Here is a 12,269-nt window from a genome sequence, read left to right as displayed (position 1 = left end):
GGCTTTTTAAAGGTTACCACCAGAGGAGCGGACGATGTCGATCAGGGATGTCAGCGTGGTGCTTGCCCATGGCGCCTGGGCGGATGGTTCGAGCTGGGCGCGGGTGATCACGGCGCTCGATGCCGAGGGCATCAAGGCGGTGGCGGCGCCGCTGCCGCTGACCTCGCTCGCAGATGACGTCGCCGCATTGAACCGCACGCTCGAGCGGGTCGAGGGAGCGGTGGTGCTGGCGGGCCATGCCTATGCCGGCGCCGTGATCGCCGAGACCCGCTCGCCGCGCGTCAAGGCGCTGGTCTATGTCGCGGCGTTGGCGCCGGACGAGGGCGAAACCGTTGCCGACGTGTTCTACGGCCTGCCGCCGCACCCGTTCGCACCGAAACTCGCGCCCGACGGCAACGGCCTGATCTGGCTGCCCGAGTCCGCCTTCGCGTCGGCCTTCGCGCAAGGCGCGCGAACGGAGGATCTCGCGGTGCTGGCCGCCGTGCAGCGGCCGATCTCGCCGGCCTGCATCACCGCGCCGGTCGGGCGCCCGCTTTGGAAGGACGTCCCGAACTGGTTCCTGGTTGCCGAGGAAGACCGGATGATCGTGCCCGAGATGCAGCGCGTCATGGCGGCGCGCATGCAAGCGGCCGTGCGTTCACATGCCGTCGATCACACCCCGATCGTCACCGCGCCGGCGCTGGTCACGGCCATCGTCCGGGAAGCGATCAGCGCCGTTGCCGGGCAGACCAGATCCTAACCCCTCACCGATGACGACCATAAGGAGCGACAAATGTCCGAGATCAAGTATCGCACCGCCGATGTCGACGGCTTCAAGGTGTCCTATCGCGAAGCCGGATCGTCAGGCGCGCCAAAGCTGCTGCTGCTGCACGGCTTCCCGAGCGCGGGACACATGTTCCGCGATCTGATCCCGCTTCTCGCCGACAGATTCCACATCGTGGCGCCTGATCTGCCCGGCTTCGGCCAGTCCGACATGCCTGCGCGCGACAAGTTCGCTTACACATTCGACAACATCGCCGCCGTGATCGATCGCTTTACCGAGGTGATCGGCTTCGATCGCTTCGCGGTCTATGTGTTCGACTATGGCGCGCCGACCGGCTTCCGCCTCGCGGTCAAGCATCCGGAGCGGATCACCGCCATCATCTCGCAGAACGGCAACGCCTATGAAGAGGGACTGAGCGATGACTGGACTCCGATCAAGGCCTATTGGCAGGACCCGTCACCGGCGAACCGCGACGCGCTGCGCGCCTTCCTGACGCCGGAGACCACGCGCTGGCAGTACACCCATGGCACGACCGATCCGGAGGCGGTCTCACCCGACGGACAGAACCTGGACAATTACTACATGGCACGCCCCGGCGCGCATGACGTGCAGCTCGACCTGTTCGGCGACTACAAGAGCAACGTCGCGCTGTATCCGACCTTCCAGAATTACTTCCGCACCCATCAGCCGCCGTTCCTCGCGGTGTGGGGCAAGAACGATCCGTTCTTCCTGCCGCCGGGCGCAGAGGCGTTCAGGCGCGACAATCCGAAGGCGGTCGTGCAGTTCTTCGACACCGGCCATTTCGCGCTGGAGACGCATGCCACCGAGATCGCGCGCAACATCCGTGACTTCCTGAGCCGCTAATCCCGAACGCGCAAAATACGGGCGGGTCCCGGCTTGACGACCCGGGCACCTGTGCCGAAGCTCGGTGAAATCGACATTCAGCCGAGGTGACGCAGATGCCAACCTATACCTGCACAAGCGCCGAGGGCCGCCTCAGCGCAGAACAGAAAAGCCGGATCGCAAGCGAGATCACCCGGATCCACGCCGAGGTGACCGGCGCGCCGAGCTATTTCGCGCAGATGATCTTCAGCGAGGTCGCTTCCGGCGACTGGTTCATGGGCGGCGTCCCGGTCGCGCATGACCATATCTTCGTCTACGGCCACATCCGCTCCGGCCGCGCCGCGGTCGACAAGACACGGATGATCAGGCTGATGGCGGACGCAATCAGAGCGGCCGCCAATGTCGATAGCACGCGCGCGGTCTGGGTGTATCTCAACGAATTGCAGCCGCGACAGATGATCGAGTTCGGCCACGTACTGCCCGAACCCGGCGATGAACCGGCCTGGACCGAGGCGCTGTCCGACGCCGATCGCAGCTTCATGCAATCGATCGGCAAGCGACGCTGAGCCCGCGCCGCTACGCTCCGGTCACGCGCCAGATCACGTTGCCGACGTCGTCGGCCATCAGCAGCGAGCGGTCGGGGCCGATCGCGACGCCGACCGGCCGGCCGTAGGACACCTTCTCGTCGGGCGCGAGGAAGCCCGACAAGATGTCGCGCGCCGGACCGGAGGGGCGGCCGTTCTCGAATGGCACGAACACCACCTTGTAGCCCGACAGCGTCGAGCGATTCCACGAGCCGTGCTGGCCGATCACCATGCCGTCGGGGAAACCCGGCAGCGTGCCCTGCGGCATCCAGCACAGGCCGAGCGAAGCGGTGTGGCCGCCGAGCGCGTAGTCCGGCTGGATCGCCTTGGCGACCATCGCCGGATCCTGCGGCACGCGATCGTCAACCGTCTGTCCCCAATAGCAATAGGGCCAGCCGTAGAAGCCGCCGTCGCGCACCGAGGTCAGATAGTCCGGCGGCGTTTCGTCGCCGATGCCGTCGCGCTCGTTGACGACGGTCCAGAGCACATTGGTGGTCGGCTCCCAGGCGAGCCCGACCGGGTTGCGCAGGCCGCCGGCGAAGATGCGGCTGGTGCCAGCGGCGAGATCGAGCTCGTAGATTGCGGCGCGGCCTTCCTCGACCGCCATGCCGTTCTCGGCGATGTTGCTCAGCGAGCCAACGCCGGCATAGAGCTTCGTGCCGTCGGCGCTCGGCAGCAGGCTGCGGGTCCAGTGCCCGTCGGGCTTGAAGGTGACGAGCTTGCGTCCTTGCGCCGTGATGCGGTCCGCGCCCGCGGTGTAGGGAAACGCCACCACGCCGTCGGTGTTGCCGACATAGAAGGTGTCGCCGATCAGCGCCATGCCGAACGGCTGGCGCAATCCCTCCATGAAGGCCCCGCGGCTTTCGGCGACACCGTCGCCGTCGCGGTCGCGCAGCAGCGTGATGCGGTTGGCGCTGACGCCGAGCGCCGCGGCGCGCCGCATCGTCGCCTGCATCGCATAATGGAAGACGCTGCGCGGGGTGCCCGCGATCTGGGTTGCCTCCGCGATCAGCACGTCGCCATTGGGCAGCACGTTGATCCAGCGCGGGTGATCGAGCCCGGTGGCAAAGGCGTTGACCTTGAGCCCGGGCGCGGCAACCGGCAGCTGCCCCTTGTCCCAGCCGCGCGCGGTCGGCATCTTCAGGGTCGGGATCGCGCCTTGCGATTTCGCTGCCGGAATCTGCGGCGCACTGCCCCAGGCCGGCGCGGGCTGCGCGCCCTGCATCCGCCGCCACGCCACGGCGCCGGCCCCGATCGCCGCGACGACGCGGGCAAAAACTCCAGACGTGCTCATGAATTTCCCCTGTCTTGCGCCATGTGATGGCGCCTTGTCATTGCCTTGCAGGTCGGCCGCGACCTGCCGGGAGCATTGGCATAATGCCGGCCCTGATGACAGTAGTTATACGATCTTCGCAGCTGCCCTCGAATCGAGGAAACTCGCTTTCACGCTCCCTTGTCTGAGCGTTTTCCTCCCTGAGACCTTGCCCGCCCCGGTCGGCGGGCTTCCTTTTACAACACCCTCGGAGCTTTCGAAGCGCCGCAGGCTCGGCCGCGGCCGTCGTTATAGCCGAGAAGGCATAGCGGGCCGCGGGGAAGCATTCTACCGGGCATATCAGCGGCGCCGGCCTGCACGCGCGCAAGCCCTCCTCACCAATTCCTGATCCGACGCTCGCGCAGCTTTGCCTTCGCAGGCTGCATGGCAGGGCTGGAACGCTGGCCCATGCCAGCCGTTGGTCGTGACCCCAGCATGGAGAGTATGAATGCAACGGAAGACCAAGATATTGTCCCTAGCCGCGGCATCGCTGATCGCAACGACGGCGGGCGCATTCGCGCAGGGCTATTATCCGTACGGGAACTCGCGTGCCTATTACGACGGCCCGCGCTATGTCACGGTTCAACCGCGCGTGATGTACCAACCGGCACAGCCGGGCTGGTATGGCACGATGAACGGCAGCAACCATCCGACGCCGAGTTCGTCGCAGGGCGACGTCGGCCCTGAAGGCAACAACAACGGCACGCTGACCGGCGTCTACCGGCAGTGGTAGCCACGCAATTCAAGGGCCCATCGCTCGGTTCGCGCGATGGGCCCTTTTGCTTGCGCCGCTGCACTCCGCGTTGAACGCGACGGCTATTCTCCGCCCTCGTAAAACAGTTCGAGCGGCAGGCCGACCAGCGCCTTCCCGATCCAGTCGCGCGCGATGACATTGGACGGTCCCATCGCGATCGCCGCGCGCGCGTCGCGATAGGCGCGCTCGATCGGACCACGGTGATAGCCGTAGCCGCCGGTCACCGTCAGCGCCGTCGCCGCAACCTTGTTGGCGACCTCGGCGGCATGCACCTTGAACTCGGTCAGCGGAATCAGGATTTCGCTTTGCGGCTTGCCGGCACGCCAGAGCGCGTCGAGCTTGCCTGCCAGTTCGTTGCGCCACGGCCGCAGCGTCTCGACCAGCACCTTGGCGGCGCCCAATTCCTGGCGGATCGCCTGATAATCGGACAGGCTCTTGTTCCTGTCCTTGTGCACGAAGCTCGTGGTGTGGGCGATCGCGGCGTTCAGCGCACCGCGCGCGACGCCTTCCCAGACCGCACCGAGCCCGATCAGATAGACCGGCGAGACGCCGTCATAGATGATCTCCTTGCCCTGCCCTTCGGCACCGAGCCGGTCGCGCTGCGGAACGAGCACGTTGCTATAGCGGATCGGGCCGGAAGAGTTGGCGCGAACGCCGAGCGCATCCCAGGGCCTGGACTCGATACCCTTGGCCTTGCCGTCGACGATGAAGAAGATGATGTCGGCCTGGTCTTTGGCACCGGGCGTGCGGGTTTGCACCACGTAATAGTCGGCCTGCCCCGAACTCGTCGTGAATGACTTCTCGGCGTTGACGCGATAGTCGTCGCCGTCACGCGAGGCTTCGGACAGATTGTACCACCAGTGACCGCCGGTGGCGCGCTCGCTGGTCGAGTATGTCCCGAGCAGGCCGCCATTGCTGGCCTTCAGCCAGCGCTCCTTCTGATCGGCGTTGCCGAACAGGTTGATGGTCTGGGCAGCCCCGACATGCATGACATAGACGAGGCCGGTCGATGCATCGGCCTGCCCGATCCGGTAGGCCGCTTCGGCGAAGTCGACATGACTGAGGCCAAGCCCGCCGAACTGCGGCTCGTTGAGCACACCGGTCCAGCCGGCCTCCGCCAGCGCGCGAAGGTTCTCGCGCGGGAAACGGCTTTCGCGATCGTTGCGATCGGCATTGACCTTCACCGTCGTGTCGATGGCGGCATCGAGCCTGGCATAAACGTCGTCGTCGATCTTGCGTGCGAGATTGTCGTTGGCCATGGTCAGTTTCTCCGGGTTGCAATCATACGACAGCCTGGCTCGGCTGCCTCCGGCTCAGATCGTCCTGCGACGACCCGCCGAGATAATGTGTCTTGATGTCCGCGCGCTGCCGCAGTTCGGCCGCCGCGCCCGACAGCACGCTGCGCCCGTTCTCGAGCACGACGGCGTGGTCGGAGAAGCGCAGCGCCACCGTCGAATTCTGCTCCGCGACCAGGATCGACAATCCTTGCTCGCTGTTGAGCTGCTTGAGCGCGCGAAAGATTGCCTCGACCACCAGCGGCGCGAGACCCATCGAGGGCTCGTCGAGCACCAAGAGCCGCGGGCGCGACATCAAGGCGCGGCCGATCGCCGTCATCTGTTGCTCGCCGCCCGAGGTCAGGCCGGCCAGCGAGCGGCGATGCTGCTTGAGGCGCGGAAACAATGCGTAGATGCGGTCGAGGTCCACGGCGATCTCGGCCCGCCGCGCATCGCGCCCCATCGCGCCGGTGATCAGATTCTCCTCCACCGTCAACGAGGCAAAGCAGTGCCGTCCCTCGAGCACCGGCACCAGGCCGGCGCGCACCAGCTCCGCCGCCGGCGCGCCGGCGATGTCACGGCCATCGAACGCGATGCGGCCGGCGGTGACCTGGCCGCGGCGGGCGGACAGCAACGCCGAGACCGCCTGCAACGTGGTCGACTTGCCGGCGCCGTTGGCACCGAGCACGGCGACGATCTCGCCCCGCCGCACCGCGAGCGAGACGTCGCTGACCGCGGCGATCGCGTGGTTGTAGGTCGCGGCAAGGCCTTCGACCGAAAGCAGAACGTCGCTCATCGCGTGATCCATCCCGTTGGGGACGCGGGAGCCGGACGGCTCCCGCGATCTCTCGACACCTCAGTTGCTGACCGGGTCGTCACCCGAGGTGCGAACCTTGATGCCGTGCTCCTTGGCGTAGGCGGCCGCGGACTTCTCGATGATCGGGCGCAGGAAGGCCCAGTCCGGTGCGATCCAGCCGGAGACCACCTTCCATCTGCTGCCATCCCATTGCTGGAAGGTGACGCGGCCGTCGCCTTCGTGATTGTCCCAGGTGACGTTGATCGAATGGAACAGATCCTTGGCGCCGAGCGCTTCGACCCGCGCCGGATCGAGTTGCAGATGCTCGAAGCCCCAACGCACTTCGTCGCCGGTCAAGGTGCGCTTGCCGAACTTCGCCTGCGCGATCCGGATCGCCTCGACATTGAGGATGCCGTTCACGATGCCGAGGTTGTGGTAGACGCTGCCGATCCGCTTCTTGTCGTCGAGATTGCCCTTGCCGGCGCCGTAGACGGTCTTGATCACCTCTTGCAGCACCGGATACTGCTCGCCCGAGGCCTGCGTGGTGATTGCGATATAGCCCTTGGCGGCGTCGCCGGCCGGGATCACGTCTTCCTCGGAGTTGGACCAGACGTTGCCGATGATGTGGTCGGCCGGAAACCCGACCTTCTGCGCGGTCTTCAACGCCACCGGATTCATCACGCCCCAGCCGCGCAGCACCACGTAGTCAGGCTTGGCGCGCCGGATCGACAGCCATTGCGATTGCTGCTCGTTGCCGGGATGCGGCACCTCGATCTGCTCCAGGCTGAACTGATACTTGTCGGCCAAGAGCTTGTAGATCGGGATGGTCTCCTTGCCGTAGGGCGAGCCGTGATAGAGCACGACGAGTTTCTTGCCCTTCAGCTTGTCGATGCCGCCCTCGCGGCCCGCGATATAATTCACGATGCCGGAGGTCTCGCTGTAGGGATTGAGCAGCAGCGGGAAGACGTAGGGGAACACCCGGCCGTCGGTCGAATCGGTGCGGCCGTGATTGATGGTGATGAGCGGCACCTTGTCCTTGGTGATGCGGTCGATCATGGCGTAGGCGATGCCGACCGACAGCGGATTCCAGGCGGCGACGCCGGGCCGGCCCTTCAGCCGTTCATAGACCTCGACGCCGCGCTCGACCTCGTACTGGGTCTCACCCTCGTCCCAGGTCAGCTTGACGCCGTTGACGCCGCCATCGCGGATGTTGATCAAATTGAGATAGTCGATGAAGCCGCCGAAGAAGCCGGTGCCGCCGGCCGCATAGGGCCCGACCCGGTAGCTTTGCAGGGGAAAGAACTGCTCGTCGGCGCGTGCCGGTGCCCCGCCGAGCGAGACCACCGCCGCGGCGGCCAGAACGAATTTCAGAACTCGCGATCGTATCATCTTCAGCCTCTCCGTTTTCAAGGAAATCTCACGTCGCCGCCGCGCCGCGTTTGACGATTGCCGCCCACAGCCGGTCCCACAGCGCGATCAGCCCGCGCGGCTCGGCGATCAGGAAGGCGATGATCAGCGCGCCGATCACGATGCGCTGGCTCATCTCGAGCACGCCCGAATCGAACACCCCGCCGAGCAGCGCCGCGCCGGCGCGCGACAGCAGCAGCGGGAACACCACGATGAAGGCGGCGCCGAGAAACGCGCCGCGCAGCGAGGCGAGCCCGCCGATGATGATGATGAACAGGATCTGGAACGAGCGATCGAGATTGAAGCCGGCTGGCTCGACCGTGCGCAGATAGGCGAATGCCCACAGCACGCCGGCGATGCCGATCAGGAACGACGAGACGCCGAACGCAAGCAGCTTGGTGCGCAGCAGCGGCACACCGATCACCTTGGCGGCGATCTCATGATCGCGCACCGCGATGAAGTTGCGGCCGCTCTGCGCGCGCAGCAGCCGCCAGGCCAGGAAAGTCGCTGTCGTCACGACGATCAGGGAGAACAGATAGCGTCCCGCTGGCGTCGTGAACGAGATGCCGGCGACACGCAGCGCGGGTGCATCGATCACGCCGGACGGATTGTCGTTGGAGAACCAGCCGAACTTGGTCAGCGCCCACTGTACGAAGAATTGCGCCGCGAGCGTCGAGACCGCGAGGTAGAAGCCGCGCAACCGCAGGCTCGGTAGCCCGAACAGGATGCCGATCGCGGCCGCGACCAGGCCGGCCAGCACCAGATCGACCAGCAGCGGCAGTTGCGGCAGCCGGAGGTGGAGATTGTAGGCAGCGTAGGCGCCGACCGCGAGGAACGCGGCGGAGCCAAGCGACACCTGCCCGGCATAGCCGGTGAGCAGATTGAGGCCGACCGCGGCGAGCGCAAGCGCCAGGAACGGCGTCAGCACCGCGTCCATCAGATAGTCCGAGCCGAAAAACGGGATCGCGCCAAAGGCAACCACGGCGGCGGCGATCCCCGCGAATGTCGCGAGGCCAGACACGGCGCGTGTCGATGCTGCTGCGGACATCGCCTAGACTCTCTCCACCAGCTTCTGCCCGAACAGGCCCGACGGCCGCACCAGCAGCAGCACCAGCGCCACGACATAGGCGGCCCAGGCCTCGATGCCGCCGCCGAACAGCGGCCCGACATAGACCTCCGCGAGTTTCTCGATCGCGCCGATCAGAAGGCCGCCGATGATCGCGCCCGCGATCGAATCGAAGCCGCCGAGCACCAGCACCGGAAGCGCCTTCAGCACCACGAGCGAGAGCGAGAACTGCACGCCGAGCCGTGCGCCCCACAACAGCCCGGCGACCAGCGCGACGATGCCGGAGGCCGTCCACACGCTGGCCCAGACCCGCGGCAGCCGCAGCCCGACGGCCAGCGCCGCGAACGGATCGTCGGCGACGGCGCGGAACGAGAGCCCGGTCCGGGTGTAGCGGAAGAACAGTGCGAACAGCGCCACCAGACTGCCCGCGACCGCCGCCGCGAACAGGTCGAACCGGCTGATGAAGACACCGGCGATGTCGAGCGGCACGTCGCTGATGCCGATGTCGAGGCCATGGACCTGGGTGCCCCACAACAGCTGCGCCGCGCCCTCGATCACATAGGACAGGCCGAGCGTCGCCATGAACAACGTGATCGGTGGCTGGTTGACCAGCGGCCGCAGCACCGTGCGCTCGACGGCCACCCCGAGCGCGACCATGACCACGAGCGTGATCAATAGCGCGAGCGGGAACGCGATGCCGCGCTCGACCAGGCTGACGAAGGTCAGCGCCGCGAACAGCAGCATCGCGCCCTGCGCGAAGTTGAGCACGCCCGAGGTTTTGTAGATCAGCACGAAGCCGATCGCGACCAGCGAGTACATCACCCCCGACAGCAGGCCGCCGACCAGGACCTCGATGAAGAACTGATAGTCGAACATCAGACCGCGAGCTCCGTCACGTCGTCATGCGCGACGCCGAGATAGGCGTCGATCACGGCCTGGTCGGACCGCACCTCGCCGGGCGTGCCGTCGGCGATCTTTCGGCCGTCGTCGAGCACCGCGATGCGATCGGACAATCCCATCACCACGCCGATGTCGTGCTCGATCAGCACGATGCTGGCGCCATAGCTGTCGCGCGCATTGCGCACATGCTCGGACAGTTCGCGCTTCTCGCCCGCCGTGACGCCCGCGAACGGCTCGTCCAGCAGCAAAAGCCGCGGCCGCGCCACCAGCGCCCGCGCCAGCTCGACCCGCTTCTGCACGCCGTACGGCAACGTTCCCGCGGCGCGGTCGCGGACCTCGGCAAGATGCAGGAAGCCGATGACGTCCTCGGCAGCGGCGCGGTTCTCCGCTTCGATCCGGCGCGCCAGCGGCGAACCGATGATCTGGCGCAGGAAGCCGGTGCGAACGCGATGTGCCAGCCCCATCAGCACGTTGTCGAACACCGACAGGCCCTTGAAGATCGCGAGGTTCTGGAAGGTGCGCGCGACGCCGTGCGCGGCGAGATCCGCCGTCGGTACCTGCGCGAACCCATGCGCGCCGAACCAGACCCGGCCGCGATCGGGTCGGTAGAGCCCGCTGATGACGTTGAGCAGCGAGCTCTTGCCGGCGCCATTGGGGCCGATCACGGCGCGGATTTCCCTCGGCGCGACCTCGAGATCGACGCCGCGCAGCGCCGCGACGCCACCGAATGTCAGCGCGATATCGGCGAGCGCCAGCACCGGCCGGTCCGCGCGATCCGTGGCCTTCGCGCGCACCCGATCGCCTGCACCGGCGATCGCCAGCGCGCGCGCCGCGGCCTCCGCCGGAGCGGCCTCGAGCGCAAGGATGCCGGCATTCGTCATCATCGCCGTCACGTTGCTGGGCTCCCCGTCACTCGGCGGCTTCGGCATGCGCGGCGGTCTTCACCTCCAGCGCACGCACCAGCGGGATGACGCGGCGGCCGAAATATTCGACCTCTTCCTGGAAGTGCAGGAAGCCGAGCAGCACGAGATCGACGCCGACCTCCTTCAGCGCGACGATGCGCTCGGCGATCTGCTCCGGCGTGCCGATCAAATTGGTCTTGAAGCCGTCATTGTACTGGACGAGATCCTCGAAGCTCGATTGCGCCCAATTGCCCTGGCCTTCCGGCGAGGCCTTGCCGGCGTTCTTCACCTCGTGCCCGAAAGCATGGACCGCCTCCGGATCGGCCTTGACGATGATCTCGTCGAGCACGGCGCGCGCCTCGGCCTCGCTGTCGCGCGCGATCGCGAACGCATTGACGCCGATCTTGACCGAATGGTTGTTGGCGCGCGCCTTGGCCCTGATGTCGTCGACCTGCTTCTTGATCTCCGCGACCGAATTGCCGTTGGTGAAGTACCAATCCGACACGCGCGAGGCCATGTCGCGCGCGGCGCGCGAGCTGCCGCCCTGGAAGACCTCCGGCAGCGGCTGGGCCGGCTTCGGCTTCAGCGTGTAATCCGAGAAGCGGTAGAAATCGCCGCGGAAGGTGAAATTGTCCTGGGTCCAGATTCCGCGCAGCGCGCGGATGAATTCCTCCGAGCGGCGATAGCGTTCGTCGTGATCCAGCCAGGGCTCGCCGATCGCGGTGAACTCGCCGCGGAACCAGCCGCTGACGATGTTGACGGCAACGCGGCCTTCGGTGAGCTGGCTGATGGTGGCGATCTGCTTGGCCGCCACCGCCGGATTCCACGGTCCGGGCAACAATGCCGCGATCACCTTCAGTTTCGTCGTCGCAGCCAGCAATGCGTGACTGAAGGCGACCGGCTCATGCTGGAATTCGGCGCCGTAGCCGGCGGTGAAGCGGATCTGGCTCAGCGCGTAGTCGAAGCCGGCCGCCTCCGCGATCTGCGCCAGGCGGCGGTTGTAGTCGATGTCCCAACCGGTTCGCTGCTCGATCTTGCTGATGACCAATCCGCCGGAGACGTTGGGCACCCAATAGGCGAACTTGATCGGATCATGGCTGGTGGTCATCTGGATGTCCTCGTGTCCTCAAGGGTGAATCGGTTGGCAGGCGACGAAAGGCGTGACGGGAAGCAGGCAGCACGATGCGTTCACGCTGCGCGATGTCAGCGAGTCCGGACGCGGCTCTGTTGCCGTCGTCTGTTCGGGATTATTCGAGAGTGGGGGCGGTCAGCCCTGCTGATCCGCGGGACGCCGCCGATGCGTCAACAGCAGCCGGCGCAACATCGCGCGCGAGGCGCAACGCGGCTTCGAGAGATATCCAGGAGGTCCGTGCAAGTCATCCGCATTCCCCTCGCAAGCGCTATCGGCGAGCAATCAATAGTCTCAGAGAAAATGCGGGCGAGCGAGTCCAAGCCAAACTCTTTTTGGCCGGATCTGGAATAGCGGTATTCTCTTGTTGGCGCGAAACGCGTCGATTGCTGCTGCGCAGCCGAAATATCGCCGGCGATGGAGCGCGCATGTGTCGAGAGGTCGGCGGCGATGCAGCAACGAACGCTTGCCAGAGAATCCGTTTCTCTGCGACGGCGCTCGCTCTGCGCGCATGTTCGGCATGAACGCACGATCGCGCG

General features: G+C 66.2%; 12 protein-coding genes. 4 read left to right on the top strand and 8 right to left on the bottom strand.

The window, feature by feature from the left end; all coding sequences use genetic code 11:
* Nucleotides 1-34 precede the first annotated feature (34 nt).
* The 3 genes from CWS35_RS10600 to CWS35_RS10590 all read left to right on the top strand — a co-directional run bounded on the left by CWS35_RS10600 (nucleotide 35) and on the right by CWS35_RS10590 (nucleotide 2,172).
* Nucleotides 35-739, top strand: coding sequence for an alpha/beta fold hydrolase (locus CWS35_RS10600; protein ID WP_100951863.1), 705 nt, complete (start codon nucleotides 35-37; stop codon nucleotides 737-739).
* Nucleotides 740-772: 33 nt separating this feature from the next.
* Nucleotides 773-1,627 carry an alpha/beta fold hydrolase gene (locus CWS35_RS10595; RefSeq protein ID WP_100951862.1) on the top strand — a complete coding sequence of 285 codons (855 nt, stop codon included), beginning with the start codon at nucleotides 773-775 and terminating at the stop codon, nucleotides 1,625-1,627.
* A 95-nt stretch (nucleotides 1,628-1,722) separates the two neighbouring features.
* Entirely contained in the window at nucleotides 1,723-2,172 is a 450-nt protein-coding gene (locus tag CWS35_RS10590) for a 4-oxalocrotonate tautomerase family protein (RefSeq protein ID WP_100956216.1), read from the top strand.
* Nucleotides 2,173-2,182: 10 nt separating this feature from the next.
* On the opposite strand, the gene CWS35_RS10585 is transcribed toward CWS35_RS10590, so the two are convergent.
* Nucleotides 2,183-3,484: a sorbosone dehydrogenase family protein gene (locus CWS35_RS10585; protein ID WP_100951861.1), complete on the bottom strand. Its 1,302-nt coding sequence runs from the start codon at nucleotides 3,482-3,484 to the stop codon at nucleotides 2,183-2,185.
* 466 nt (nucleotides 3,485-3,950) lie between these two features.
* Here CWS35_RS10585 and CWS35_RS10580 point away from each other — a divergent pair, with 466 nt between their 5' ends.
* Nucleotides 3,951-4,235, top strand: coding sequence for a hypothetical protein (locus CWS35_RS10580; RefSeq protein WP_100951860.1), 285 nt, complete (start codon nucleotides 3,951-3,953; stop codon nucleotides 4,233-4,235).
* Nucleotides 4,236-4,318: 83 nt separating this feature from the next.
* On the opposite strand, the gene CWS35_RS10575 is transcribed toward CWS35_RS10580, so the two are convergent.
* The 7 genes from CWS35_RS10575 to sfnG are packed head-to-tail and all read right to left on the bottom strand — an operon-like array spanning nucleotide 4,319 to nucleotide 11,709.
* The gene (locus CWS35_RS10575) at nucleotides 4,319-5,515 is read right to left on the bottom strand and encodes an acyl-CoA dehydrogenase family protein (protein WP_100951859.1); all 1,197 of its coding nucleotides are present in this window, start codon (nucleotides 5,513-5,515) and stop codon (nucleotides 4,319-4,321) included.
* Between the two features lie 22 nt (nucleotides 5,516-5,537).
* Entirely contained in the window at nucleotides 5,538-6,326 is a 789-nt protein-coding gene (locus tag CWS35_RS10570; protein ID WP_100956214.1) for an ABC transporter ATP-binding protein, read from the bottom strand.
* A gap of 60 nt (nucleotides 6,327-6,386) precedes the next feature.
* A complete protein-coding gene (locus tag CWS35_RS10565; protein ID WP_029878792.1) occupies nucleotides 6,387-7,715 on the bottom strand; it encodes an ABC transporter substrate-binding protein in 1,329 nt (442 codons plus the stop codon).
* Between the two features lie 28 nt (nucleotides 7,716-7,743).
* Complete coding sequence (locus CWS35_RS10560; protein WP_100951858.1) at nucleotides 7,744-8,781, bottom strand: branched-chain amino acid ABC transporter permease; 1,038 nt, start codon at nucleotides 8,779-8,781, stop codon at nucleotides 7,744-7,746.
* A gap of 3 nt (nucleotides 8,782-8,784) precedes the next feature.
* On the bottom strand, nucleotides 8,785-9,675 hold the full coding sequence (locus tag CWS35_RS10555; protein ID WP_100951857.1) for a branched-chain amino acid ABC transporter permease: 891 nt from the start codon (nucleotides 9,673-9,675) through the stop codon (nucleotides 8,785-8,787).
* Nucleotides 9,675-10,583 carry an ABC transporter ATP-binding protein gene (locus tag CWS35_RS10550; RefSeq protein ID WP_210202818.1) on the bottom strand — a complete coding sequence of 303 codons (909 nt, stop codon included), beginning with the start codon at nucleotides 10,581-10,583 and terminating at the stop codon, nucleotides 9,675-9,677. The genes CWS35_RS10555 and CWS35_RS10550 overlap by 1 nt, the downstream gene beginning before the upstream one ends.
* Before the next feature lie 25 nt (nucleotides 10,584-10,608).
* The gene (sfnG, locus tag CWS35_RS10545; RefSeq protein WP_100951856.1) at nucleotides 10,609-11,709 is read right to left on the bottom strand and encodes a dimethylsulfone monooxygenase SfnG; all 1,101 of its coding nucleotides are present in this window, start codon (nucleotides 11,707-11,709) and stop codon (nucleotides 10,609-10,611) included.
* Between the last annotated feature and the right edge of the window lie 560 nt (nucleotides 11,710-12,269).

The sequence above is a fragment of the Bradyrhizobium sp. SK17 genome (assembly GCF_002831585.1).
Taxonomy (GTDB): Bacteria; Pseudomonadota; Alphaproteobacteria; order Rhizobiales; family Xanthobacteraceae; genus Bradyrhizobium.
The sequence above is the reverse complement of the archived record's forward strand: the minus strand, read 5'-3'. Positions and strand labels throughout refer to the sequence as shown.